This window comes from Polaromonas sp. P1_A2 (genome assembly GCF_056406895.1).
Genome location: NZ_JBFTZI010000001.1, coordinates 452,680 through 478,160 on the forward strand (window position 1 = coordinate 452,680; position 25,481 = coordinate 478,160).

At 64.7% G+C, this 25,481-nt stretch carries 25 protein-coding genes and 1 other RNA gene; 15 read left to right on the plus strand and 11 right to left on the minus strand.

Annotated elements, in window-relative coordinates:
• Positions 1-31: 31 nt before the first annotated feature.
• The 5 genes from AC1D09_RS02160 to AC1D09_RS02180 form a co-directional block, all read right to left on the minus strand.
• Positions 32-1,885 (minus strand): AMP-dependent synthetase/ligase, encoded by a 1,854-nt coding sequence (locus AC1D09_RS02160; RefSeq protein WP_477664744.1) that lies wholly within the window; start codon positions 1,883-1,885, stop codon positions 32-34.
• Positions 1,886-2,012: 127 nt separating this feature from the next.
• Positions 2,013-2,810, minus strand: coding sequence for an ABC transporter ATP-binding protein (locus tag AC1D09_RS02165; RefSeq protein WP_074576124.1), 798 nt, complete (start codon positions 2,808-2,810; stop codon positions 2,013-2,015).
• The gene (locus AC1D09_RS02170) at positions 2,807-3,604 is read right to left on the minus strand and encodes an ABC transporter ATP-binding protein (RefSeq protein WP_477664745.1); all 798 of its coding nucleotides are present in this window, start codon (positions 3,602-3,604) and stop codon (positions 2,807-2,809) included. The genes AC1D09_RS02165 and AC1D09_RS02170 overlap by 4 nt, the downstream gene beginning before the upstream one ends.
• 82 nt (positions 3,605-3,686) lie before the next feature.
• Positions 3,687-4,763, minus strand: coding sequence for a branched-chain amino acid ABC transporter permease (locus tag AC1D09_RS02175; protein ID WP_477664746.1), 1,077 nt, complete (start codon positions 4,761-4,763; stop codon positions 3,687-3,689).
• A 6-nt stretch (positions 4,764-4,769) separates the two neighbouring features.
• Positions 4,770-5,645, minus strand: a complete 876-nt coding sequence (locus tag AC1D09_RS02180; RefSeq protein ID WP_477664747.1) for a branched-chain amino acid ABC transporter permease — start codon at positions 5,643-5,645, stop codon at positions 4,770-4,772.
• A gap of 105 nt (positions 5,646-5,750) precedes the next feature.
• Here AC1D09_RS02180 and AC1D09_RS02185 point away from each other — a divergent pair, with 105 nt between their 5' ends.
• Genes AC1D09_RS02185 through AC1D09_RS02195 form a run of 3 tightly spaced genes read left to right on the plus strand, consistent with a single transcriptional unit; the run spans position 5,751 to position 8,301 of the window.
• On the plus strand, positions 5,751-7,136 hold the full coding sequence (locus AC1D09_RS02185; RefSeq protein WP_477700913.1) for an acyclic terpene utilization AtuA family protein: 1,386 nt from the start codon (positions 5,751-5,753) through the stop codon (positions 7,134-7,136).
• Positions 7,133-7,507: an AtuA-related protein gene (locus AC1D09_RS02190; RefSeq protein ID WP_477661466.1), complete on the plus strand. Its 375-nt coding sequence runs from the start codon at positions 7,133-7,135 to the stop codon at positions 7,505-7,507. The genes AC1D09_RS02185 and AC1D09_RS02190 overlap by 4 nt, the downstream gene beginning before the upstream one ends.
• Positions 7,504-8,301 carry a crotonase/enoyl-CoA hydratase family protein gene (locus tag AC1D09_RS02195; protein ID WP_477661465.1) on the plus strand — a complete coding sequence of 266 codons (798 nt, stop codon included), beginning with the start codon at positions 7,504-7,506 and terminating at the stop codon, positions 8,299-8,301. Before AC1D09_RS02190 ends, AC1D09_RS02195 begins: the two co-directional genes overlap by 4 nt.
• 3 nt (positions 8,302-8,304) lie before the next feature.
• Here AC1D09_RS02195 and AC1D09_RS02200 read toward each other — a convergent pair whose 3' ends face one another.
• Entirely contained in the window at positions 8,305-8,742 is a 438-nt protein-coding gene (locus tag AC1D09_RS02200; RefSeq protein ID WP_477661464.1) for an acyl-CoA thioesterase, read from the minus strand.
• A 54-nt stretch (positions 8,743-8,796) separates the two neighbouring features.
• On the opposite strand from AC1D09_RS02200, the gene AC1D09_RS02205 reads away from it, so the two are divergent.
• The 11 genes from AC1D09_RS02205 to lepB all read left to right on the plus strand — a co-directional run bounded on the left by AC1D09_RS02205 (position 8,797) and on the right by lepB (position 20,604).
• Complete coding sequence (locus tag AC1D09_RS02205; protein WP_477661463.1) at positions 8,797-10,644, plus strand: ABCB family ABC transporter ATP-binding protein/permease; 1,848 nt, start codon at positions 8,797-8,799, stop codon at positions 10,642-10,644.
• 278 nt (positions 10,645-10,922) lie between these two features.
• Positions 10,923-11,885, plus strand: a complete 963-nt coding sequence (locus AC1D09_RS02210) for a LysR substrate-binding domain-containing protein (RefSeq protein WP_477661462.1) — start codon at positions 10,923-10,925, stop codon at positions 11,883-11,885.
• 131 nt (positions 11,886-12,016) lie between these two features.
• A complete protein-coding gene (locus AC1D09_RS02215; protein ID WP_477661461.1) occupies positions 12,017-13,474 on the plus strand; it encodes an aspartate ammonia-lyase in 1,458 nt (485 codons plus the stop codon).
• Positions 13,475-13,700: 226 nt separating this feature from the next.
• Positions 13,701-14,591 carry a transporter substrate-binding domain-containing protein gene (locus AC1D09_RS02220; RefSeq protein WP_413330902.1) on the plus strand — a complete coding sequence of 297 codons (891 nt, stop codon included), beginning with the start codon at positions 13,701-13,703 and terminating at the stop codon, positions 14,589-14,591.
• 107 nt (positions 14,592-14,698) lie between these two features.
• A complete protein-coding gene (locus AC1D09_RS02225) occupies positions 14,699-15,421 on the plus strand; it encodes an amino acid ABC transporter permease (protein ID WP_477661460.1) in 723 nt (240 codons plus the stop codon).
• Position 15,422: 1 nt separating this feature from the next.
• The gene (locus AC1D09_RS02230) at positions 15,423-16,109 is read left to right on the plus strand and encodes an amino acid ABC transporter permease (protein ID WP_007864719.1); all 687 of its coding nucleotides are present in this window, start codon (positions 15,423-15,425) and stop codon (positions 16,107-16,109) included.
• 52 nt (positions 16,110-16,161) lie between these two features.
• Entirely contained in the window at positions 16,162-16,899 is a 738-nt protein-coding gene (locus AC1D09_RS02235) for an amino acid ABC transporter ATP-binding protein (RefSeq protein WP_074576141.1), read from the plus strand.
• A gap of 139 nt (positions 16,900-17,038) precedes the next feature.
• The gene (gene pyrC / locus AC1D09_RS02240) at positions 17,039-18,103 is read left to right on the plus strand and encodes a dihydroorotase (RefSeq protein WP_477661459.1); all 1,065 of its coding nucleotides are present in this window, start codon (positions 17,039-17,041) and stop codon (positions 18,101-18,103) included.
• A gap of 31 nt (positions 18,104-18,134) precedes the next feature.
• Positions 18,135-18,881, plus strand: coding sequence for a DUF3025 domain-containing protein (locus AC1D09_RS02245; protein WP_477661458.1), 747 nt, complete (start codon positions 18,135-18,137; stop codon positions 18,879-18,881).
• A 118-nt stretch (positions 18,882-18,999) separates the two neighbouring features.
• Complete coding sequence (gene htpX, locus AC1D09_RS02250) at positions 19,000-19,875, plus strand: protease HtpX (protein WP_074576146.1); 876 nt, start codon at positions 19,000-19,002, stop codon at positions 19,873-19,875.
• A 60-nt stretch (positions 19,876-19,935) separates the two neighbouring features.
• The gene (gene lepB, locus AC1D09_RS02255) at positions 19,936-20,604 is read left to right on the plus strand and encodes a signal peptidase I (RefSeq protein WP_477661457.1); all 669 of its coding nucleotides are present in this window, start codon (positions 19,936-19,938) and stop codon (positions 20,602-20,604) included.
• A 7-nt stretch (positions 20,605-20,611) separates the two neighbouring features.
• Here lepB and AC1D09_RS02260 read toward each other — a convergent pair whose 3' ends face one another.
• From AC1D09_RS02260 to AC1D09_RS02270, 3 genes are read right to left on the minus strand one after another with little or no spacing between them, the layout of a single operon-like run.
• On the minus strand, positions 20,612-21,304 hold the full coding sequence (locus tag AC1D09_RS02260; protein WP_477661456.1) for a ProQ/FINO family protein: 693 nt from the start codon (positions 21,302-21,304) through the stop codon (positions 20,612-20,614).
• A 41-nt stretch (positions 21,305-21,345) separates the two neighbouring features.
• The gene (locus AC1D09_RS02265) at positions 21,346-21,972 is read right to left on the minus strand and encodes a flavin reductase family protein (RefSeq protein ID WP_477661455.1); all 627 of its coding nucleotides are present in this window, start codon (positions 21,970-21,972) and stop codon (positions 21,346-21,348) included.
• Positions 21,969-23,639: an NAD(P)/FAD-dependent oxidoreductase gene (locus AC1D09_RS02270; RefSeq protein ID WP_477661454.1), complete on the minus strand. Its 1,671-nt coding sequence runs from the start codon at positions 23,637-23,639 to the stop codon at positions 21,969-21,971. The genes AC1D09_RS02265 and AC1D09_RS02270 overlap by 4 nt, the downstream gene beginning before the upstream one ends.
• Positions 23,640-23,723: 84 nt before the next feature.
• Between AC1D09_RS02270 and rnpB the strand changes: the two genes are divergently transcribed.
• An RNA gene (gene rnpB, locus AC1D09_RS02275) (RNase P RNA component class A) lies at positions 23,724-24,064 on the plus strand.
• Here the strand turns inward: rnpB and AC1D09_RS02280 are convergent.
• A complete protein-coding gene (locus tag AC1D09_RS02280) occupies positions 24,059-24,559 on the minus strand; it encodes a DUF2127 domain-containing protein (RefSeq protein ID WP_477661453.1) in 501 nt (166 codons plus the stop codon). The genes rnpB and AC1D09_RS02280 overlap by 6 nt on opposite strands.
• Positions 24,560-24,607: 48 nt before the next feature.
• On the minus strand, positions 24,608-25,474 hold the full coding sequence (locus AC1D09_RS02285; protein ID WP_074576160.1) for a basic amino acid ABC transporter substrate-binding protein: 867 nt from the start codon (positions 25,472-25,474) through the stop codon (positions 24,608-24,610).
• Positions 25,475-25,481: the final 7 nt, after the last annotated feature.

A 25,481-nucleotide genomic window follows, 5' to 3' on the forward strand; every position in this document is an offset into this window, starting at 1 on the left:
TCTCCTTAAAGGTTTTTTATCCACTCGGTGCTCAATACATGGCCTCGATGTGCGGGGCGTATTTTTGTTCTACGAGCTTGCGCTTGAGCTTCATGGTCGGCGTGAGTTCTTCGTCCTCCGCCGTGAGCTGCGTGTCGAGCAGGAAAAATTTCTTGATCTGCTCGACCCGCGCAAACTTCTTGTTGACCCGGTCGATCTCCGACTGGATCAATTCTTGCACTTCGACCGCCCGCGTCAAGCTGGCGTAATTACTGAAGGGTATGTCCGCATCCTGGGCGAATTTCTCGACGTTTTCCTGGTCGATCATGATGATGCAGGTGAGGTAGGGCCGCTTGTCGCCTATGACCACCGCGTCGGTGACATAGGGCGAAAACTTGAGCTCGTTCTCAAGCTCGCTGGGTGTCACGTTCTTGCCGCCGGCCGTGATGATGATGTCCTTCATGCGGTCGGTGATCCTGAAATAGCCGTCCTCGTCCACCACGCCGACGTCGCCGGTGTGCAGCCAGCCCTCCGCATCCAGGGTTTCGGCGGTTTTTCCGGGCTGGTTCAGGTAGCCCATGAAGATGTTGGCGCCGCGCACCAGGATCTCGCCGGTAGCCGGGTCCAGGCGCATCTCGTTGTAGCCGGCCGCCGGGCCTATGGAGCCGGGCTTCATGCGGCTGGCCGGCACGCCGCTGGCGGCGCCGCAGGTTTCCGTCATGCCCCAGACCTCCAGCATGGGCACGCCAAGCGCCATGTACCACCTGACCAGGTCGGGTGAAATCGGCGCCGCGCCCGTCACGCAAAAGCGCGCGCGGTGTATGCCGATCAGCTTTCGCGTGTTGTTGAGCGCCAGCCAGCGCGCCAGCGTGAATTGGAGCTTGAGCCCGGCGCCGACGGTCTTGCCCGCCAGCACGGTGTCGGTGATGCGCATGCCCACGCCTATGCTCCAGGCGTAAGCGGCCTGCTGCAGCCAGCTGGCTTCCTTGAGTGCGATCATCACGCCGGAATAAAACTTTTCCCACACCCGGGGGACGGCGGTGAACACCGTGGGCGCGATCTCGCGCACGTTCTCGGGAATGGTCTCGGGGTTCTCGACGAAGTTGAGTTTGGCGCCCGCATACAGCGAAAAATACTCGCCACCCATGCGCTCGGCGATGTGGCACAGCGGCAGAAAGCACATGCGTTCGTCGTTCTCGTCCTGCGCCACCAGCGTGTTGTAGCCGCGCGCGGTAAACACCAGGCCGCGCTGGCTGTGCATGGCGCCCTTGGGCTTGCCGGTGGTGCCCGAGGTATAGACCAGGATGGCGAGGTCTTCCGGCTGGCACTCGGCGGCGCGTTCTTCCACCGCATCGGGGTGCGCGGCCAGGTAGGCGCGGCCCAGCGCGCGCAGCGCGTCCAGGCTCATCACGCCCGGGTCGTTCAGCTCGCGCAGGCCCTCCATGTCGAACACGATCACCTGGCGCAGCAGCGGCAGCTGTGGCCGCACTTCGAGCGCCTTGTCGAGCTGCTCGTCGTCTTCGACAAACAGCAGTGTGCTGCGCGAGTCCTCGCAGAGGTAATGCACCTGGGAAGCCGCGTCGGTCGGGTAGATGCCGCTGCAGACGCCGCCACAGCTCAGCACGGCGAGGTCGGCCAGCACCCAGTCGACCACGGTGTTGGAGAGGATGGAGGCGCACTCGCCGCGCGCAAAGCCCAGGCTCAGAAGGCCGGCCGCGATCTCGCGCACGGCGTCGCCGGTCTGCGTCCAGCTCCAGCTGCGCCAGATGCCCAGCTTTTTCTGCCGCATCCAGGTCTTGGGGCCGCGCTGCTCCACTGCGTTCCAGAAAATCGCGGGGATCGTCTCGCCCGGCATGACGATGTCATATTCGGGCTGGATATGGCTCAAATCCCAAAGGTTGCTCATTCAAACCTCCATTGCCGCGACCCAACTGAGTGCGTGCAAGGATGCCGCGGAACCGGCTTTGCCGGGCCGCCAGCATCGTCCCCCAGTGGGGGGAGGCGGCCGAAGGCCGCTAGGGGGGGCGTCGTAATCATCGCCAGGTTTTCTTCTTTTTCCAGCGTCGTTCCCCGCGTACCCCGTCTTCCTTCATGCCGAGGTAGAACTCCTTGATGTCGTCCTTCTCTCGCAGGCGGGCGCAGGTGTCTTCCATCACGATGCGGCCGTTCTCGAGCACATAGCCGTAGTCGGAGGCGTTGAGCGCCATGTTGGCGTTCTGCTCGACCAGCAGGATGGTGGTGCCGCGCTCGCGGTTGATGCGCACCACGATCTCGAAGATCTCCTTGGTGAGCTTGGGCGACAGGCCCAGGCTGGGCTCGTCGAGCAGGATCAAATCGGGCGAGGCCATCAGCGCGCGCGAGATCGCCAGCATCTGCTGCTGGCCGCCCGAGAGCAGGCCGGCGTCCTGCAGCGCGCGCTCCCTGAGGATGGGAAAGTAGCCGTAGACCGCTTCCATGTCCAGCGCCACACCGTCGCGGTCCTTGCGGGTGTAGGCGCCCATCAGCAGGTTGTCGCGCACGCTGAGCAGGGGGAACACCTCGCGGCCCTCGGGCACATGGCTCAGGCCCTGCTGCACGATGAAAGCCGGGTCCTGCGCCGTGATGTCCTGGCCCTTGAAGTCGATGGAGCCCTTGCGCGGGTCAAGGATGCCCGAGATGGTTTTAAGGATGGTGGACTTGCCCGCACCGTTGGAGCCCAGCACGGTGGCGATCTCGCTGCGCCGCACCTGCAGGCTCACGCCGCGTATGGCCTTGATCGGGCCGTAGGCGCTCTCGACGTTGAGCAGCTTGAGGACCGGCTGGTCGCTGACGGGCGGCGGGACCGCGCTCATGCTGTTCTCCTCAGGGAAGACACTTCGTCGACCGAACCCAGGTAAGCCTCGATCACGCCGGGGTCGGTCTGCACCTCGCGCGGCGTGCCCACGGCCAGCACCTCGCCCTGGTTCATGGCCAGCACACGGTCGGAGACGCGCGAGACCAGCGACATGTCGTGCTCGACCATCAGCACCGTGATGCCCAGCTCGTGCTGGATGTCCTGTATCCAGAAAGCCATGTCGCCGGTTTCCTCCACGTTGAGGCCCGATGAGGGCTCGTCGAGCAGCAGCAGCCGCGGTTCGGTGCACAGCGCGCGTGCCAGCTCCACCACCTTGCGCACGCCATAAGGCAGGCCCGCCACCATGGCATCGCGGTGGTGCTGCAAATCGAGGAAGTCGATCACCTGCTCGGCTTTTTCGCGCGCCTGCAGTTCGGCCTCGCGCGCCTTGGCGGTGAAAAAGAGGTCATGCAGCAGGCCGGTCTGGCGGTGCGTGTGCCGGCCTATCAGCAGGTTGTGCAGCACGGTCGCGTGCTCGAACAGCTCGATGTTCTGGAAGGTACGCGCGATGCCCAGCGCGGCGATTTTGTGCGGCGGCTGGGCCGTGAGTTTTTCGCCGCGGTATTCGATCTCGCCGCTGGTCGGCGTGTAGATGCGGCTGATCAGGTTGAACACCGTGGTCTTGCCCGCGCCGTTGGGGCCTATCAGCGTGAAGACCTCGCCTTCTTTCACGTCAAAGCTCACCTTGTTGACGGCCAGCACGCCGCCAAAGCGCACGCTGAGGTTTTGGGCGGAGAGGAGTGTCGTGCTCATAGATTGAGCGACGCTGGGCCGCCCCAAGTCGCGAGGGCCCCCTCGGGGGGCTGCGTAGTACACGAAGTGACAAGCGTGGGGGTCATTTCAGGCGGTCCGACTTCTGGAAGGATTTCTGCCGCTTGAACAAGCCCTTGCGGTAGAAAGGAAACAGCTGGAAGTAGGTGCGCACCTTGAGCCAGCGGCCGTAAAGTCCCAGCGGCTCGAACAGCACAAAGGCGATCAGCACCACGCCGTAAACGGCCGCCTGCAGGCCGGGCGCCTGGCCTATGGCGGCGGGCAGGTGGTCCTTGCTGAGGGCGATCACCTGCGGCATGGAAATCAGGAAGATGGCGCCCAGGAAGGCGCCGTGCACCGAGCCCACGCCGCCTATGACGATCATGAGCAGCAGGTCTATGGACTGCAGGATGTTGAACTGGTCGGGCGAGATGAACTGCAGCTTGTGCGCATACAGCGCGCCGGCAATGCCGGCCAGCGCCGCCGACAGCGCAAAGGACAGGGTCTTGTAGCGCGCCAGGTGTATGCCCATGCTTTGCGCCGAGATTTCGGAATCGCGTATCGCCACAAAGGCCCGGCCCGTGGGCGAGCGCAGCAGGTTGAGGATGGCCAGCGTGGCGGCTACGGTGATCAGGAGGCAGAGGAAATAAAAGGACTCGCCGCTGGCGAGCTTCCAGCCGAACATGTCGGGCACCTTGATGTGGATGCCGGCATTGCCGCCCGTCACGCTTTCCCAGCGCGCGAACACCTCTTCGACGATGAAGCCGAAGGACAGTGTGGCCATGCCCAGGTAGATGCCCTTGACGCGCAGCGCCGGCAAGCCCACGACCAGGCCCACGGCGGCCGAGAGGCCGGCGGCGCAGGCCAGCGCGATGGGAAAGGGCAGGCCCGCGTTGGTCAGCACGGCCTGGGTATAGGCGCCCACGCCCAGGAAGGCCGCATGGCCCAGCGAGAACAAGCCGGTGAAACCCGCCAGCAGCATCAGGCCCAGGCCGGCGATGGCGTAAATCATCACAAAGGTCAGCTGCGCGAGCCAGTACTCGGCAACCAGCCAGGGCGCGGCCAGCAGCGCCAGCATGAGCGCGCCGTACCAGAACACATGGCCCGGGTGCTTGGCAAGCTTGATGTCCTGCGCATAGTCGGTTTTAAAAATGAAGCGCATGACGGGTCAGACTTTCTTGCGCAGTTTTTCGCCGAACAGGCCGCTGGGCTTGACCATCAGCATGATGAGCACCACCACATAGGCGGCGACGTCCTTGAAGCCGTCCGGCAGGTAAAAGCCCGAGAGCGATTCCACCAGGCCTATGACCAGGCCGCCGACGATGGCGCCCGGCAGGCTGCCGAAACCGCCGACCACCGCGGCCGGAAAGGCCTTGAGCCCGATAAAGCCCATGTTGGCGTGCACAAAGGTGATGGGCGCCAGCAGCAGGCCGGCAATCGCCGCCACGGCCGAGGCCAGGCCCCAGACCAGGCCGTTGAGCCGCTTGACGGGAATGCCCATGTAGTAGGCGGCCAGCTGGTTTTGCGAAGAGGCCTGCATGGCGATGCCCAGCTTGCTGTACTTGAAGAGCGCGAACAGCGCCAGGCACAGCACCGCGGTGCTGGCGATGATGGCGACCTGCTCGACGTTGATGACCAGCGCACCGGCGCTCCAGATCTGGTCCTTGTAGGGCACGGGCAGCACATAGGTTTCGGTGCCTATGCCGGGGATCATGGTGATCAGGCCGCGAGCGGTGTAGCCCACGCCTATGGTCAGCATGACGATGGAAAAAGCTGGCTGGCCGAGGATGGGGCGTATCACGAGGCGCTCCAGCAGCATGCCGAACAGCGCCATGCCGGCGATCGCGCTGAGCACCGCGAGCCAGAAGGGAAACCCCAGCAGGCTCATGCAGGCCAGGCCCGCGAAAGCGCCCAGCATCATCAGCTCGCCCTGCGCAAAACTGACCGTCTCGGTGGCCTTGTAGATCAATACAAAGCCCAGCGCGATCAGCCCGTAGATACAGCCTTGGGCGATGCCGCTGATGATCAGCTGCAGAAGTTGCAAATCGCGTCCCCCGTAATGAGCTTTGGTTATAGCTGTCACCTAAAGCTCTGTCGCTAGGGGTTGTTCCGAATACGTGTCGCATTGGCGATCAAGCGTAATCAAGGCATGCCAGCAAATGTCCGAATCGGCGCGGGCCTGGGTTTCTACGGCGATGCGTGGGAACCCGTGGCCGCGAGCATAGAGCGCGGCGGCGTGCATTACATCGCGAGCGACCATCTCGCGGAACTGACGCTGGCCATCCTGCAGAAAGACCGGCAGCGCGACGCGGCGCTGGGTTATGCGCGCGACGTGGTCCCCATGCTGGTGAGGCTGTGGCCCTTGATGCAGGTGCGCGGCGTCAAATTCATCTGCAATGCCGGCGGCCTGAACCCGGCCGGCGCGGCGGCGGCCCTGCGCGCGGCGTTCACAGCCAAAGGCTGGAAGGCGCGCATCGCGGTGGTCACCGGCGATGAAGTCCTGCCGCGGCTGGCGGCGCTGGCGCCGCCGCATATGTTCAATGCGCAGCCTTTTGAGACGGTGCGCGAGCGCATGGTGTTTGCCAACGCCTACCTGGGCGCGCGGCCCATCGTGTCGGCGCTGCAGCAGGGCGCCGACATCGTGGTCACCGGCCGCGTGGCCGACGCGGCGCTGTTTCTCGCGCCGCTGGTGCATGAGTTCGGCTGGAAGCTTGAGGACGCCGCCACGCAGCCCGAGCTGGACCGCCTGGCCCAGGGGCTGGCGGTCGGGCATTTGCTCGAATGTTCGGGCCAGGGCAGCGGCGGCAACTTCGGCAGCCAGGGCGCATGGAAGTCGATTCCCGACCTGGCCCACATCGGCTACCCCATCGCCGAGGTCGGCGAGGACGGCTCGGCGCTGATCACCAAGGCGCCGGGCACGGGCGGGCGCATCAACTTCGACACCGTGCGCCAGCAGCTTCTTTATGAGGTTCACGACCCGACACGCTACATGTCGCCCGACGTGGTGCTGGACCTGACGGCGTTGAAGCTGGAGGACCTGGGTGAGGACAGGGTGCGCATGACGGGCGCGCGCGGCCATCCGCGGCCGGCCCAGCTCAAGCTGGTGGGCGGCTTTCGCGAGGGCTACAAGGCCGAGGTGACCTGGGGTTTCAGCTGGCCCGATGCCTGGGACAAGGCACAGGCGGCCGTCGCCATGGTGAAGGCCCAGCTGGCCGACAGGCGCATGGCGCATGACGAGCTTTTCGTCGAATATCCGGGGCTCAACTCCGCCCACGGGCCGCTGGCGCCGCTGCCCGCGCCCGAGGCGCTGGCCGAGCTCAACGAAGTCTGGGTGCGCCTGGTGGTACGCACGCCGGACAAAACGGTCGCCGACGGATTCGGCCGGCTGTTTCCGTGGATGGCACTGAGCGGGCCGGCCTATACCTGCGGCTTTCACGGGCTGAGCAACAGCAGCGAGCTGCTCGGCATCTGGCCCGCGCTGATGGACCGCGAGGCGGTCGAGGCGGCGGTCCGTGTGGAGCTGCTGTCCGCATGAAAGTGCAGCTTGTCAAACTCGCGCATGCACGCAGCGGCGACAAGGCCGACTGGGTGGATTTTGGGCTCTTTGCCTGGAATGAGGCGGGCTACCGCCTGATCGCGCGCGAAGTCACGGCCGAGCGCGTGCAGGCGCATTTCGCACCCTGGCTGCCCGGCACGGTGCAGTGCTGGGCCCTGCCCAACATCCTGGCGCTCAAACTTGTGCTTCAGGGCGCGCTGCAGGGCGGCGGGGCGCGCAACCTGCGCATGGACAACCTCGGCAAGGCCATGGCGGCGGCCTTGCTGCGCATGGAGATCGAGGTTAGCGCCGCCGAATTCGCCGAAGCCTGCGCCGCGCCGCGCGTGGGCTGGTGGCCGGAGGCGCCATGAGCATTCATATATCAAAGGAAGGGCCGGTTACCGTGGTCACGCTGGACCGGCCCGAGGTGCGCAACGCGGTGGATGCCGAAACGGCGCGCGCGCTGCACGAGGCTTTCATCGCCTTTGACGAGGATGAGGAAGCGCGCGTGGCGGTGTTCCACGGCGCCCACGGCCATTTCTGCGCGGGCTGGGACCTGCAGGCCGGCGCGCGCCTGGCCGGGCAGGCGGGCGCCGGCCAGGTGCTGGGGCAGCTCGATTTTTCGCCCGGCGACAACAAGCCGCTGGCGCCCATGGGCCCGTCGCGCCTGTTGTTGTCCAAGCCGGTGATTGCCGCCGTCAGCGGCGCGGCGGTGGCCGGCGGCATGGAGCTGGCGCTGTGGTGCGACATGCGCGTGATGGAGGAGGACGCCTACTTCGGCGTCTATTGCCGCCGCTTCGGCGTGCCGCTGATAGACGGCGGCACGGTGCGCCTGCCGCGCCTTGTCGGCATGGGCCATGCGATGGATCTGATCCTGACCGGGCGCAAGGTGGAGGCGGCCGAGGCTTTGCAAATGGGCTTGGCCAACCGCGTCGTGCCCACAGGCGGTGCGCGCGATGCCGCGCTGGCGCTGGCGCAGCAGCTCAGCGGCTTTCCGCAGGCCACGATGCGGGCCGACCGCCTGAGTGCCTGCAGGCAGTGGGACCTGCCACTGGAGGAGGCCCTGCACCAGGAGTGGGAGCGCGGCAAGCGGCGCCTGCCCGATGCTTTTGCCGGCGCCGCCCGTTTTGCCGCGGGGCAGGGGCGGCACGGGGAGTTTGAATAAGCCTCAATCCTTGGCGATTTTTCGGGGCCTCCCGAAGTCATCAATCGCCACATAGGTCAGGCTGGCCTCGGTGACCTTGATGTAGCGGCCCTGGGCCCGGAAGCGCTCGGCATAGACCTCGACCTGCACCGTGATGGAAGTGGTGCCTATGCGGGTGAGGCTGGAGAAAAACGACAGGATGTCGCCCACACGCACCGGCTGCTTGAAGATGAACTGGTTGACCGCCACCGTGGCCAGCCGGCCGTCGACATGGCGTGCCGGCACGACGGAGCCGGCCAGATCGACCTGGGCCATGACCCAGCCGCCGAAGATGTCGCCGTTGGCGTTGCAGTCGGCCGGCATGGGGATGACCTTGAGCACCAGCTCCTTGTCGGTGGGCAACTGGACGTTCAGGGCGTCCTCGGCGTGAATGTCCGTATGGGTGCTTGATTCGGTAGACATAGGCACAATCTAAAAAGTCAAAAGTTATTACAACAACATTCACGATTGTCCCCTATGCGCTCCCGAGCTTCCGCCGCCGATTCTTCCCTTGCCCTGCCCGTGGCCGCGACGGCCGGCGACGGCAAGGCGCCGGTGCCCCGGCGGTCCGACTGGGACACCCTCAAACGGCTGTTTCCCTACCTCTGGGACTACAAATGGCGGGTGCTGGCGGCGCTGAGCTTCATGGTGGGCGCCAAGCTGGCCAACGTGGGTGTGCCGCTGCTGCTGAAAAACCTGGTCGACACCATGAGCTTCAAGCCCGGCGACGTGCAGGCCGTGCTGGTGGTACCGGTGGCGCTGCTGCTGGCTTACGGCCTGCTGCGCCTGTCGACCACGCTGTTCACCGAATTGCGCGAGCTGGTGTTCGCCAAGGCCACCGAAGGCGCGGCGCGGCGGATCTCGCTGGAGGTGTTTCGCCATCTGCACGCGCTCAGCCTGCGCTTTCACCTGGAGCGGCAGACCGGCGGCATGACGCGCGACATCGAGCGCGGCACGCGCGGCGTGCATTCGCTGATTTCATACTCGCTTTACAGCATCATCCCGACGCTGATCGAGGTGACGCTGGTGCTGAGCCTGCTGGCCGTCAAGTTCGACGTCTGGTTCGCCGCCATCACCGGCATCGCGCTGGTGTTCTATATCTTCTTCACCGTCACGGTGACCGAATGGCGCACGCAGTTCCGCAAGACCATGAACGAGCTCGATTCGTCGGCCCACAGCCGCGCCATCGACTCGCTGCTCAACTACGAAACCGTCAAGTATTTCAACAACGAGGAGTTCGAGGCCGCCCGCTACGACGAAAACCTGCTGCGCTACCGGCGCGCCGCCATCAAGAGCCAGAACACCCTGAGCCTGCTCAACGCCGGGCAGCAGCTGATCATCGCCATCGGGCTGGTCGCCATGCTGTGGCGCGCCACGCAAGGCGTGGTCGACGGCCGCATGACGCTGGGCGACCTGGTCATGGTCAATGCCTTCATGATCCAGCTCTACATCCCGCTGGGCTTCCTGGGTGTGATCTACCGCGAGATCAAGCAAAGCCTGACCGACCTCGACAAGATGTTCGTGCTGATGGAAAAAGAGCGCGAAATCGCCGACCTGCCGAACGCCCGGCCCATCGCCATCGAGGGTTCGCCGGCGGTGCGCTTTGAGAACGTGAACTTCGCCTACGACCCGGCGCGCCCCATCCTGCACAACGTGAGTTTTGAGATCCCGCCGGGCAAGACCGTGGCGGTGGTGGGCTCCTCGGGCGCCGGCAAGTCCACGCTGGCGCGGCTGCTTTACCGCTTCTACGACGTGCAGCAGGGCCGCATCACCATCGCCGGCCAGGACATCAAGCAGGTGACGCAGTCCAGCGTGCGCCAGGCGATAGGCATAGTCCCGCAGGACACGGTGCTGTTCAACGACACGGTGGAATACAACATCGCCTACGGCAAGCCGGGCGCCACCCACGAAGAAGTGGAGGAGGCCGCGCGCGCGGCGCGCATCCACGGCTTCATCGCCTCCACGCCGCTGGGCTACCGGACCATGGTGGGCGAGCGCGGGCTCAAGCTTTCGGGCGGCGAGAAGCAGCGCGTGGCCATTGCCCGCACCCTGCTGAAAAACCCGCCGGTGGTGATTTTTGACGAGGCTACCTCGGCGCTGGACTCGGCCAACGAGCGCGCCATCCAGACCGAGCTGCGCGCCGCCGCGCAGAACAAGACCACGCTGGTGATCGCACACCGGCTTTCCACCGTGGTCGACGCGCATGAAATCCTGGTGATGGACGGCGGGCGCATCGTCGAGCGCGGCACGCACGCGCAGCTGCTCGAAACCGAAGGCGCTTATGCGCGCATGTGGGCGTTGCAGCAGAGTTCTTCCGAGGCCTGAGCGGCGCGCCGCGAGCGGGTTTGTATTTCTGAGGACATTTCGCGCCGGGTATTTGCGGCGAATGCGGCTCCATCGCCCGGCCATGGGATTCCCCGTAGGCCTAAATGCCTCACGGGCTCGCATAATCGGAGGACCCGGCGGCCGATGTTGACCGCTTGGTTTGCCTTTTGGAGCCTGCATGAGCCTTCACGCCAGTGACTTTGAACGCCCGCGCCCCGTTTTGCCGGCGCGCGCCATGACGACCCGCCCGGGCGCGTCCAACCGCGGTCTTTAGGTCTATGGAAACCAAATGGCTGGAAGATTTCGTCAGTCTGGCTGAAACCCGCAGTTTCAGCCGCTCTGCCCAACTGCGCCACGTCACCCAGCCGGCGTTTTCACGGCGCATCCAGGCGCTGGAAGCCTGGGCCGGCACCGACCTGGTGGATCGAAGCTCTTATCCCACGCGCTTGACGCCGGCCGGCGAAACCCTGTACAGCCAGTCGCTGGAAATGCTGCAGGGCCTGCAATCCACCCGCGCCATGCTGCGCGGCCACACCTCGGCCGGGCAGGACGTCATCGAGTTCGCCGTGCCGCACACGTTGGCTTTCACCTTTTTTCCGGCCTGGGTCAGCAGCCTGCGCGAGAAATTCGGCCCCATCAAGAGCCGGCTGATCGCGCTCAATGTGCACGACGCGGTGCTGCGCCTGGTCGAAGGCAGCTGCGACCTGCTGATCGCCTACCACCATGATTCCCAGCCCTTCCAGCTGGACCCGGACCGCTATGAGATGGTGTCGCTGGGCCAGGAAGTGCTGGCGCCCTTTGTGCGGGCCACCGCCTCGGGCGACCCCGAGTACAGCCTGCCGGGGCGCGCCGGCCAACCGCTGCCTTACCTGGGTTATGCGCCCGGCGCCTACCTGGGCCGCATGGTGGACATGCTGCTCAAGCAGTCCAGCACGGCCATCCACCTGGACCGCGTCTATGAGACCGACATGGCCGAGGGCCTCAAGGCCATGGCCCTGGAAGGCCACGGCATCGCGTTTTTGCCGCTCAGCGCCGTCAAAAAGGAGCTGCGGGCCAAAAAACTCGTGAGCGCCGGCGGCAACCTCGAAATGACCATGGACGTGCGCGTTTACCGCGAGCGGCCGACCTCCCGGGAATCCGCCAAAAGCCACGCCCAGGCCTTGTGGAGCTACCTGCAGGCGCAAACCAGCAGCCGGGAAAAAGCCGCATCGCGAGGGGGCGCCGGACCGGTCGCCCGATAGCATTGGATACATACACTAGTAGTAACCCTAGGTGGTTATAAGAAAAATGCATGGAAGATCGTTGAAACAGCATTGGTGTTTTGAGACCCGCAAATTTACAGTTCGTGACGTTCAAAATTTGATGGTTGCCCGTGCCCCCAGACTCCTCCCTCACCCCGCTTGCCGAGCCCGCTCCCACTCCCGCGGCGGCCACGCGCACCGAGCACGACTTCCTCGGTGAAAAGCAGATCCCCGTAAGCGCGTACTGGGGCGTGCACACGGCCCGCGCGGTCGAAAATTTCCCGATCTCCGGCACCCGCATCTCGGCCATGCCCGACCTGATACGCGCGCTGGGCTTTGTCAAGAAGGCCGCGGCGCGCACCAACCAGCAACTGGGCACGCTGGACGCCAGGCGGGCCGCCGCCATCATGAGCGCTTGTGAAAAGCTCATTGCCGGCCAGTACCACGACCAGTTCGTGGTCGACGTGATCCAGGGCGGCGCCGGCACGTCCACCAACATGAACGCCAACGAGGTCATCGCCAACCTCGCGCTCGAAAAGTTGGGTGTGGAAAAGGGCCGCTACGACGTGCTGCACCCCAACGACCACGTCAATGCCTCGCAAAGCACCAATGACGTCTACCCCACGGCGGTGCGCATCGCCCTGTGGTTTGCCATCGAGCGCCTGCTGGCCTCCATGGCCGTCCTGCGCGGCGGCTTCGAGGCCAAGGCGCATGAGTTCCGGGACGTGCTCAAAATCGGCCGCACCCAATTGCAGGATGCCGTGCCCATGACGCTGGGCCAGGAATTCCTCACCTATGCGGTGATGATCGGCGAGGACGAGGCCCGCCTGCGCGAAGCGCGCGCGCTGATCCAGGAAATCAACCTGGGCGCCACCGCCATAGGCACCGGCATCAACGCGCCGGCCGGCTACGCCGACATCGTCTGCCGCCATCTCGCCGAAGAGTGCGGCGTGCCGGTCGAAAAAGCCGCCAACCTGATCGAGGCCACGCAGGACACGGGCGCCTTCGTGCAGCTTTCCGGCGTGCTCAAGCGCGTGGCCACCAAGCTCAGCAAGATCTGCAACGACTTGCGCCTGCTCTCCAGCGGTCCGCAGGCCGGCTTCGGCGACATCCGGCTGCCGCCGCGCCAGGCGGGCTCGTCCATCATGCCCGGCAAGGTCAACCCGGTGATCCCCGAGGTCATGAACCAGGTTGCCTTTGAAGTGATAGGCAACGACATGACCGTGACCATGGCCTCCGAGGCCGGCCAGCTGCAGCTCAACGCCTTTGAGCCCATCATGGGATGGAGCCTTTTCAAGAGCATCGAACACCTGAGCCAGGCCTGCCTCACGCTGCAGACCCATTGCGTGGCCGGCATAGAGGCCAACCGCGAACTGCTGGCCAAACGCGTGCGCGAATCGGTGACCCTGGTCACGGCGCTCAACCCCATCATCGGCTACGAAAAGGCCGCGCTCATCGCCAAGACGGCCATCGCCACCGGCGCGCCGATTGCCGAGATCGCGGAGTCGCTGGGCATCATGACGCAGGCCGAGGTCGAAGCCCTGCTGGTGCCCGACAAGCTCACGCAACCCCTTCCGCTGGTCGCCTGAGGGGCTGGCACAAAGACTGCTTGTATCTGCCGTATAGTTCCGGACTTCTTATGCGCGCACCACTTTGGAAAAACCCGGGAATCGCCGCTTCGCGCGGGTTTGCCGCCAAGCACCGCCCGCGCAGTCCGCTTTCCCCCGTGTGAGAGGCCGGGTAAACCTAGGCCAGTCCCGGGTACCATCTCTCTAGAATAGTTCGCTAACCGTTTCATTCATTACAGGAGATTCCATGAAACTCAAGCTTGTCGCTCTGTCCGTCGCCTTGCTCGCCACCGGCGCCGCATTTGCCGACACCCTTGCCAAAGTCAAGGCTTCCGGCGTTGTCACTATGGGCGTTCGCGATTCTTCGGGCGCGCTGTCCTATACCCTGGGTGACGGCAAATACACCGGCTACCACGTCGAGATCTGCCAGCGCATCCTGGCCAACCTTGAGAAGGCCGCCGAACGCAAGCTGGAAGTCAAATACCAGCCCGTGACCTCGCAGAACCGCATCCCCCTCGTGCAGAACGGCACGGTCGACATCGAGTGCGGCTCCACCACCAACAACGCGACCCGCCAGAAAGACGTGGCTTTCGTCGTGACCACCTTCGTCGAGGAAGTCCGCATCGCCGTGAAGGCCAATTCCGGCATCACCTCGGTGGCCCAGCTGAGCGGCAAGACCGTGGCGACCACCACCGGCACCACCTCCGTGCAGACGCTGCGCAAGAACAAGCGCGCCACCGGCGTCGAGTTCAAGGAAATTTTCGGCAAGGACCACTCCGACAGCTTCCTGCTGCTCGAGTCGGGCCGCGCCGATGCCTTCGTGATGGACGGATCCATCCTGGCCGGCAACATCGCCACCGCCAAGAAGCCTTCGGACTTCAAGATCGTCGGTGAAGTGCTGAGCGTTGAGCCCATCGCCATCATGATCCGCAAGGACGACCCTCTGCTCAAGCGCCTGGCCGACGACACCGTCAAGGGCATGATCAAGTCGGGTGAAATGAACAAGCTGTGGACCAAGTGGTTCCTGTCGCCGATTCCTCCGAAGAACACCAAGGTCGGCCTGGCCCTGAGCGCCAGCACCAAGGCGGCTTGGGACAACCCGAACGACAAGCCCATGGAAGAATACGCACAGAAGTAATTCTGGCCAGGTAAATTGAAACAACCCCGCCGGTCGCCTTGCACTGGCGGGGTTTCCCGTTTACCGTCGTAGGGAAAACAACACAACAACCATTTGCTGGAGCCGTGATGACTTGGGATTGGCAGGTATTTTTGAATGATGACGGTAGCGGTCGAACCTACCTGCAGTGGATGTTTGATGCCTGGGGCTGGACACTGTCCGTCGCCGGCGCATCCTGGGTGATCGCCATGCTGTTTGGCGCGATCATCGGCACGCTGCGCACCTTGCCGAGCAGCCCCTGGCTTGTGCGTTTCGCCAATGCCTGGGTCGAGCTGTTCCGCAACGTTCCCCTGCTGGTCCAGATTTTCATCTGGTACTTCGTGGTTCCCAAGATTTTCCCCGCCATGAAGGAGCTACCCAGCTTCATCCTGGTGGTGTTTGCCCTGGGCTTTTTCACTTCGGCGCGTATTGCCGAGCAGGTCAGGGCCGGCGTGCAGGCGCTGCCGCGCGGCCAGCGTTACGCCGGCATGGCCATGGGTTTCACGACCCTGCAGACCTACCGCTACGTAATCCTGCCCATGGCTTTTCGCATCATCATTCCGCCGCTCACCAGCGAGTCGATGAACCTTTTGAAGAATTCCTCCGTGGCTTTCGCGGTGTCCATCGCGGAGCTCACCATGTTCGCCATGCAGGCGCAGGAAGAGACCTCGCGCGGCATTGAAATCTACCTGGCGGTGACGGCGCTGTACGCCGTCTCGGCCTTCGCGGTCAACCGGGTCATGGCCTTTGTCGAGAAGCGGGTGCAAATCCCGGGCTTCGTCGTCGCCGGCTCAACGGGCGGAGGTCACTGACATGCTTGGACTCGACATGAGCTTCCTGAACTGGGACATGATCTCCCAGTTCGTCGTCAAGGGCTTTATTTTCAGCATTGAATTGACCGTGATCGCCACCATAGGCGGCATCATCTTCGGTACCGTGCTGGCCCTGATGCGCCTTTCCGGCAAAAAATTTCTGACCATCCCCGCGACCTTTTACGTCAACGGCATGCGCTCGATTCCGCTGGTCATGGTGATCCTGTGGTTCTTCCTGTTGGTACCGGCGTCGTTTTACAGTCTGATTCCCGGCGGCAGCAACTATCGCGCCGAAATCTCGGCCATCATCACCTTCGTCGCTTTCGAGGCCGCTTATTTCAGCGAAATCATGCGCGCGGGCATACAGTCCATCTCGCGCGGCCAGGTCAACGCCGGGCGCGCCCTGGGCATGACCTATGCGCAGAACATGAAGCTGATCATCTTGCCGCAGGCTTTCCGCAACATGGTGCCCATCCTGCTGACGCAGACCATCATCCTGTTCCAGGACACCTCGCTGGTTTACGCGATCGGCGCTTACGACCTGCTCAAGGGCTTCAGCACCGCCGGCAAGATCTACGGCCGTCCTGAAGAGGCCTACCTGCTGGCCGCCGTGATTTATTTCGTGATCTGCTTCGGGCTGTCCTATATGGTCAAGCGCCTGAACAGCAGAATCGCCATCATTCGCTGAGAGCGCGCTTCGTCAAGACACGCAAATCTCAAAGAGCACACCGGAGAAGAACATGATTGAGTTGAAAGAAGTTTCCAAATGGTATGGCGACGTGCAGGTCCTCAACAGCTGCACCACCAGCATCAAAAAGGGTGAAGTGGTTGTGGTCTGCGGGCCTTCGGGTTCAGGCAAGTCCACCCTGATCAAGACCATCAACGCGCTGGAACCCTTCCAGAAGGGCCAGATCTTCGTCGACGGCAAGGCCGTGCACGATCCCAAGACCGACCTGCCCAAGCTGCGCAGCCGCGTCGGCATGGTGTTCCAGAACTTCGAGCTGTTCCCGCACCTGAGCGTCACGGAAAACCTGACGCTGGCGCAGGTCAAGGTGCTGGGCCGCAAGGTCGACGAGGCCAAAAAACACGGCCTCAAGTACCTTGACCGCGTGGGCCTGATGGCGCACAAGGACAAATTCCCCGGCCAGCTCTCGGGCGGCCAGCAGCAGCGCGTGGCGATCGCCCGCGCGCTCAGCATGGACCCTATCGCCATGCTGTTTGACGAACCCACTTCCGCACTGGACCCCGAAATGGTCGGCGAGGTGCTGGATTGCATGATGGGCCTGGCCGTCGAAGGCATGACCATGATGGTGGTGACCCACGAAATGGGTTTTGCCCGCAAGGTCGGCAGCCGCGTGATTTTTATGGACGTGGGCGGCAAGATCCTGGAAGACTGCTCCAAGGACGAGTTCTTCAACCATCCTGAAAACCGCAAGGCGCGCACCAAGGACTTCCTCAACAAGATCCTGTCCCACTGAAAAAAAGTACGGGGCGCGCTGAAAGATCACCGCAACTGCCAAAAAAGAAGAAAAAACCAAAAAAGCCCCGCATGCGGGGCTTTTTTCATGGCGAGTCGTACCGGCTTTGGCGGCCCCGGGCGGTGCGACAATTCAGGCCATGACCTCCGCCCGTACCCCCGTTTCCACCCTGACCCTGACCCGCCCCGACGACTGGCACCTGCATGTGCGCGACGGCGAGGCCTTGCTGACCGTGGTGCCGCACACTGCCGCGCAATTCGGCCGCGCCATCATCATGCCCAATCTGCGCCCGCCGGTGACCACCGCGGCCCAGGCCGCGGCCTACCGCGAGCGCATTCAGGCGGCCGTGCCAGCCGGTGTGAAGTTCGAGCCGCTGATGACGCTGTACCTCACCGACAACCTGCCGCCCGAGGAAATTGCCCGCGCCAGGGACGCTGGCGTGGTTGCGGCCAAGCTCTACCCGGCCGGTGCCACCACCAACAGCGACGCCGGCGTGACCGACTTGCGCAAGACCTATAAAACGCTGGAAGCCATGCAAAAAGCCGGCATGCTGCTGCTGGTGCACGGCGAGGTGACTTCATCCGACATCGACCTGTTCGACCGCGAGGCCGTGTTCATAGACACCCAGCTGATTCCGCTGCGCCGCGATTTCCCCGAACTCAAGATCGTGTTCGAGCACATCACCACCCGGGAAGCGGCGCATTATGTGCGCGATGCGGGCAAGTTCACGGGGGCGACCGTCACGGCCCACCACCTGCTCTACAACCGCAACGCGATCTTCACGGGCGGCATACGCCCCCACTACTACTGCCTGCCGGTGCTCAAGCGCGAAACCCACCGCCTGGCGCTGGTCGAGGCCGCCACCAGCGGCAACCCGCGCTTCTTCCTGGGCACCGACAGCGCGCCGCACCCGGCCCACCTGAAGGAGCACGCCACCGGTTGCGCGGGCTGCTACACCGCCCATGCCGCGATGGAGCTGTACGCCGAGGCTTTCGATGCGGCCGGCGCGCTGGACAAGCTCGAGGCCTTCGCGAGTTTCAATGGCGCCGACTTCTACGGCCTGCCGCGCAATACTGGCAGCATCACCCTCAGGAAGGAAAGCTGGCATCCGCCCGAAAGCTATGCCTTCGGCGAGGCCGAACTCAAGCCCCTGCGCTCGGGCGAAAGCCTGCCCTGGAAGCTGGATGCCCCGATGCGGGCATGATGGACCGCCAAGCTGTCAGGACCTGAGCACCATGGCAAGCCCGCCGCTGCCCCCTATCGACTGGGAACGGCCCTGGTTGCAGGCCTGGCGTGAACCCGGCCAGCGCGCGGCCTGCGCGGTCACCGCGGGCGTTGCGCTGCACCAGGCGCTTAATGCGGTGCAGCCGGCGCCTGTATGTTTCGCGCCCCAGTGCAGCCTGCCTTCCGGCGAGGCCTACGAGAGCTTTATCGCCAGGACCCGGCTGTGCCCGACGCGCGAGGGCGCGCACGATTTTTTCAACGGCCTGTGCTGGATGCGCTTTCCGGACACCAAACGCAAACTCAACCAGCTGCAGGCCGCCGAGATCGATGCCGCGGGCATTGCGGCCGTGCGCGGCCCGGTGCGCGACGCCCTCACGGTGTTCGACGAAAACGCCGCCTTCCTGTCGGCGCCGCAGCCGCTGTGGGACGCGCTGCTCGCCCGCGACTGGCACAGCCTTTTCATCACCCACAGGGCGCTGTGGCTGCAGGCCAGGCTGGTGCTGTTCGGCCACGCGCTGCTTGAAAAGCTGCTCACTCCCCGCAAAGCCATCACCGCCCACGTCTACCTGGCGCAGCCGCCCCTGGGCACCCTCGCCGAGCTGGACGCCTGGGTGGCGGCTGACCTCAGCGCGGCCAGGCTGGCCGCCAAGCCTTTTGTGCCCTTGCCGGTGCTGGGCGTGCCCGGCTGGTGGCCCGAGAACGAGAACTTTTCCTTTTATGATGACTCCCTTGTATTCCGCCCACCGCGGCCGTCATAGGCTGTCATAAATAACAGATAAAAATCAGCGACTTAGGCGCGGGCGCCGCTTGAACCGGGCCCGCGGGCCCTCATATCCTGCGCAAGGCGGGCTTTTTTACCGACCCCACGGAGAACCCATGAAACGTATTTTCCTGTTTGTCCTGACCAATATCGCCGTCGTGGCGGTGCTGGGCATCGTCGCCAGCCTGCTGGGCGTGAACCGCTACCTCACGGCCAACGGCCTGAACCTGACGGCGCTGCTCGGCTTCGCGCTGGTCATGGGCTTTGGCGGCGCCATCATCTCGCTGCTGATCAGCAAGCCGGTCGCCAAATGGAGCGCCGGCGTGCGCCTGATCAACGAGCCGCAGAACGCCGATGAAGCCTGGATCGTCGAGACCGTGCGCAAGCTGGCCGAGAAGGCCCAGATCGGCATGCCCGAAGTCGGCATTTTTGAGGGCGAACCCAACGCCTTTGCCACCGGCGCCTTCAAGAACTCCTCGCTGGTGGCCGTGTCCACCGGGCTGCTGCAAGGCATGACCAAGGAAGAAATCGAAGCCGTGCTGGGCCACGAGATCGCCCACGTCGCCAACGGCGATATGGTCACCATGACCCTGATCCAGGGTGTGATGAACACCTTTGTGGTTTTCCTCTCGCGCGTGATCGGCTACGCCGTCGACAGCTTTTTGCGCCGCGGCAGCGACAACAACTCCGGCCCCGGTATCGGCTACTACGTCAGCACCATCGTGCTGGACATCGTGCTGGGCTTTGCCGCGGCCATCGTCGTGGCCTGGTTTTCGCGCCAGCGCGAGTTCCGCGCCGATGCCGGCGCCGCGCAGCTGATGGGCCGGCGCCAGCCCATGATGAACGCCCTGGCCCGCCTGGGCGGCATGCAGCCCGGCGAGCTGCCCAAGGCCGTGGCGGCCATGGGCATCACCGGCAGCATAGGCAAGCTGTTTGCCACGCACCCGCCGATCGAAGAGCGCATCGCGGCCTTGCAAAACAGCCAGGCTTGAACATCACGTCAAAGGGCGCCCCGCACAGGGCGCCCTTTTTTTCTTCACAGGAGTGAAAGCATGAAAAGCTGGCTCAGGCAGAACCGCAGTTTTCTGGTGTTGCTGTTGTTGTTCGGGCTGTTTCGCACCGCGATCGCGGACTGGAACCCGATTCCCTCGGGCTCCATGCGGCCCAACCTGCTCGAAGGCGACGTGGTCTTCGTCAACCGGCTGGCCTACAACGTCAAGATCCCGCTGACCGACACGGTGCTGGCGCGCACCGCCGACCCGAAGCGCGGCGACGTCGTCACCTTTTCCTCGCCGGTGGACGGTGTGCGCCTGATCAAGCGCCTGGTCGCCGTGCCGGGCGACGTCGTGGAAATGCGCGCCAAGGTGCTCATCATCAACGGCCAGGCGGCGCGCTATGAGGCGCTGGACACGGCGCTGGAGCCGGCCGGCCCGGTGGGTGTGCTGGTGGCCACGCACCTCAAAGAGACCACGGCCCAGGGCCAGCATGAAATCCAGTGGCTGGCCGGCGTGAAAGCCAAGGACGACTGGGGCCCGATCACCATTCCCCCCGACCAGTTCCTGATGCTGGGCGACAACCGCGACAACAGCGCCGACTCGCGCTACATAGGCCTGGTGCCGCGCCAGCTGCTGATAGGCCGGGCCGAACGCATCCTGGTGTCGGCCGACATTCTTGAAAAGTGGCAGCCCCGCTTCGAGCGTTTCGGCCGCTCGCTGTATTGACCGGGCCTTATTGAGGCTGGGCCGCGCCGGCCCGCCGCGTGCGCTCCACGGCCTGGGCGACGTCGGCCGGGTTCATGCCGTACATCTCGGCAAACTGCTCCACGGTTTTGCCGCTGGCCTCGAAGGCGCGCATCAGCGCTTCACGTTTCGCCGTCTGCACCGCTAATTCGGCAAAGGCCTCATCGAGCAGCGCATTGGCGGCCTCATCCTGGGTGCGGGTGCGCTCGGCGTATTCCTCGCGGCTCAGGCCCGAGGCCTCGATGGCGGCGACCAGGCGGGCGCGCACCTTGGGGCGCAAATCATCTTTGGAGCGCGCCTGGCGGCGCCGGAACACTTCCATGATGGCATGGTGCACATGTTCGGGCGCCACCGGCTCCACGGGCTCACCCTGCAGGTTGTGGCGCGGAAGGCCGGCCGCCACGCACTCGAGGTAGCGGGTGGAGCGCGCGTGCAAGCCCAGCGCGATTTTCAGCTCGTCGCGCTTGAAGGCGTCCGGGTTCTCGGCGAGCAGGTCCTGGAAGGCGCCCAGCTTGAGCGGCAGGAACTGTGCGCCGAACATTTTCGGATAGAGCTCGAACAGCTTTTCCAGCACCGGGTGGACTTCGCGCGTGCGCTGCGGCGGCGAGGCGGCGGGCCGGGAGCGCTGCTGCTGGCTGCGGGGGCGCTTGGCGCGCGGGGTGGGTGTGGTGGTGTCGGTCATGTGTGTGGGATGAAAAGGTGGAATGCCGGGTGTTCAGGCCGCTAGCGCGGCCTGAACATGCGAAAGAGGTTGTCGGGGGTGACGGCGAAATAATCGGCCGGCCCGCCGCCGCGAAGAATGGGCTGGGCGGCCGCCGTGTCGTAAATGCCGTCCTTGAGCAGCTGCCTTGCAATGTACACGCCCACGACTTCGCCCAGGACCAGCCAGGTGGGCACAGGCACGCCGTCGGCGCCCTGCAGCTGCAAAATCTGGGTCAGCTTGCACTCGAAGGACACCGGGCTTTCCAGCACGCGCGGCGCGGCGATGCGCTGCGAGGCTGTGGGCGTGAGGCCGGCCAGTTCAAATTCATTGACTTCGGGCGGCACCATCGCGCAGGACTGGTTCATGGCCTCGGCCAGCGGCCGGGTCGCCAGGTTCCAGCCGAATTCGCCGGTTTCGCGGATGTTGCGCAGGCTGTCCTTGGCGCCAATGCTGGCAAAACCGATGATGGGCGGCGTGTAGTTGAAGGCGTTGAAAAAACTGTAGGGCGCCAGGTTGAGCCGGCCCTTGGCATCGCGCGAGGAAATCCAGCCTATGGGCCGCGGCCCCACCATGGCGTTAAAGGGGTCGTGCGGCAGGCCGTGGCCTTTGGCCGGCTCGTAATAGTGAAAGCCGTCGACGACCGTCATGCAGCCACCCGCTGCCGCTCGGCATCCAGCAGCACATTGCGCGCCAGCGCCTCGGCGACCTTGATGCCGTCCACGCCGGCTGACAGGATGCCACCCGCGTAGCTGGCGCCTTCGCCGGCCGGGTAAAGGCCGCGCACGTTGATGCTTTGCAGGTCGTCGCCGCGGCTGATGCGTATCGGTGAGGAGGTGCGTGTTTCCACGCCGGTCAGCACCGCGTCATGGGTGTCAAAGCCCTTGATCTTTTTGCCGAACACCGGAAAAGCTTCGCGCATGGCGGCAATCGCATAGTCGGGCAGTGCCGACGACAGGTCGCCCAGGGTCACGCCCGGCTTGTAAGACGGCGTGATGCTGCCCAGCGCGGTCGAAGGGCGGCCGGCCAGGAAGTCGCCGACCAGCTGCCCGGGGGCGCGGTAGTCGCCGCCACCCAGCACAAAGGCGTGCGACTCGAGCCGGCGCTGCAGCGCGATGCCGGCCAGCGCGTCGCCTGCCTCAAAGCCGGGGTAGTCGCGCGGGTCTATGCCGACCACGATGCCGGCATTGGCGTTGCGCTCGTTGCGCGAGTACTGGCTCATGCCGTTGGTCACCACGCGGCCGGGCTCTGAAGTGGCCGCCACCACCGTGCCGCCCGGGCACATGCAAAAGCTGTAGACCGATCGGCCGTTGCTCGCGTGGTGCACCAGCTTGTATTCGGCCGCGCCCAGCGAAGGGTGGCCGGCATGGCGGCCCCAGCGCGCGCGGTCGATGATGCCCTGCGGGTGTTCCACCCGAAAGCCGATGGAAAAGGGCTTGGCCTCGATGTACACGCCGCGCGCATACAGCATGGCGAAGGTGTCGCGCGAGCTGTGGCCCAGCGCCATCACCACCTGGTCGGCGCGCATTTCGTGGCTCTGGCCCGTGGCCTGGTCCAGCACCGTGAGGCCGCGCAGCTGTTTGCCCTCGGGTCCGTCCTCGATCAGCACGTCGGTCACGCGCTGCTCGAAACGGATCTCGCCGCCCAGCGCGACGATTTGCGCGCGCATGTTTTCGACCACCTTCACCAGCTTGAAGGTACCTATGTGCGGATGCGCCTCGAACAGGATGTCGGCCGGCGCGCCGGCCTTGACAAATTCGTTCATCACCTTGCGGCCCAGGTGGCGCGGATCCTTGATCTGGCTGTAGAGCTTGCCGTCGGAAAAAGTGCCGGCGCCGCCTTCACCAAACTGCACGTTGGACTCCGGGTTGAGCACGTTCTTGCGCCACAGGCCCCAGGTGTCGCGGGTGCGCTGGCGCACCGTCTTGCCGCGCTCCAGCACGATGGGCTTGAAACCCATTTGCGCCAGCAGCAGCGCCGCGAACATGCCGCAGGGGCCGAAACCGACGACAACGGGGCGCAGCGGCAGGCCGGCGGGCGCCTGGCCCACGGTGCGGTAGGCCATGTCGGGTGTGGGCAGGATGTGCGGGTTGCCGGCAAACTTTGCCAGCAGCGCGCTTTCCTGGGCGGCGTCGGCCAGCGTGACGTCGACGATGTAGACCTTGAGCAGGTCCGCCTTGCGGGCGTCGAAGCTGCGTTTGTGGATGTGGATGTTCTGCAGGGCGGCCGCGGCGACGCCCAGGGTCTGGGCCACCAGGGTGGGCAGGGCATCTTCCGCGTGGTCCAGCGGAAGTTTGAGTTCGGTCAGGCGAATCATGGCAAGGGGCTCGTGTTGATCAAGCAGCCCGCATTTTAAAGGGCGCCACGCCATGGCGTCTTGCTGGCGGATAATAGGCCCCGTGAAGCACGCCAGGCCGCCGCTGGTGCAATCTGGGAAACCAGGCACTGGAGGAACGTCCGGACTGCACAGGACAGCGTAGGAGGTAACACCTCTCCACCGTGAGGTGAGGATCAGAGCAACAGAGACGAGTCGGCCTTGGGGTAACCCCAGGCCGGGTGAAACGGGCAATCTCTACGCGCAGCAATACCAAGTAGGCCAGCGTTGATGTGGTTCCGCAGAGCTGGCGGGTAGGTAGCATTGAGCCGCGGGGGCGACCCCCGGCCCAGATTAATGGCGGTCACGCCGGGCTTTCTCCAAGGGGGTCCGGTGCACAGAATCCGGCTTATCGGCGGGCTTCACACTTTATTTGCACGGCCTTGGCGGCCTCGGCGCATCCAGAGCTGGAACGCCAGGAAACCCACAACGCCCACATTGAGCAGCAGCACGCCGGCGTTGATGGCGCCGGGCCGGTGCGCCAGGTGGGCCACTTCGAGCGGGATGTAAAGCGCGCCCGACAGCGCGCCCAGCCATTCGGCCCAGGTCTTTTCCTTCCACAGTCCCCAGGCTTCCAGGAAGCGCACGGCGATATACGCCAGCGCCACCGGCGCGAGCGTGCGCAGGTTGATCGCACTCAACAGGTCGGCGTAGTGCAGCAGCAGGGTGGGGTAGGGCAGCGCCGGGTCGAGGTGAAAGCGCCATAGCAGTGCGACAGCCAGCCGGTGGATGTCGTGGTGCAGCAGCTCCAGCAGGCCTATGCCGGCCGCCAGCGCGGCCAGGCCCTTGGCGGCCTCAAAAACGGCAATGGCGCGCAGGGCGCGCCTGCGGCCGGACGGCGGGATCGTATTGCCGGGAGTCATGCAGGCGCCGCGCAGGGGTAAAACCGGCGGCGCCTGAGGCGAGTGGCCTTATTTCGAGGCGGCGGACGCGGGGGCCTTGGCGGCTGCCGCGGCAGGTGCGCCGAAGTACTGGGTGTAGATCTTGTCGTAGGTGCCGTCGGTCTTGATGTCGGCCAGGCCCTTGTTGAGTTTTTCCAGCAGTTCGGTATTGCCCTTCTTGACGGCCAGGCCGTACTGCTCGGCGGCGAAGCTGGCATCGCTGATGGTCTTGAAGTTCGCGCCGCTGTTGTTGTTGACGTAGTGCACCACCACGCCGTTGTCGGCCACCACGGCGTCCACGCCGCCGGCTTCGAGTTCTTTCAGCGCCAGCGGCGTCGATTCAAAACGCTTGATGTTGGCGCTGTCCTTGCCTTGCAGCTTGGACACCACTTCATCGCCCGTGGTGCCGTTCTGCACGCCGACCTTGAGTTTTTTCAGGTCGTTGAACTTGGCGATCTTCGAATCCTTCTTCACGGCGATCAGTTGCTGCGCGTCGAAGTAGGGCGTTGAAAAATCCATGGTCTGCTTGCGCTCGGCCGTGATGGTGATGGACGACACCAGCAGGTCGCGGTCGCCCTGGGCGAGGGTGTTGAAGATGCCTTCCCACGGCGTGTTCACGAATTTCACTTCGATACCGGCTTTTTGCGCCACGGCCTTGACGACCTCGATGTCGAAACCGACGATCTCGCCTTTTTCGTTCTGCGATTCAAAGGGTGCGTAGGCGGCGTCGGTGCCCACCAGGTAGACCTTGGCAGCCGGCGCGGGCGCGGAGGCTGCGGGCGCCGATGCGCCGGCGGCGGGCGCTGGGGGTTCCTGCTTGCCGCAGGCTGCCAGGACCAGGCCGGCCAGCAAAATGCCGGCGCTTTGAAGGAAATGTCGGGTCGAGATGGAAGACATGAAAACC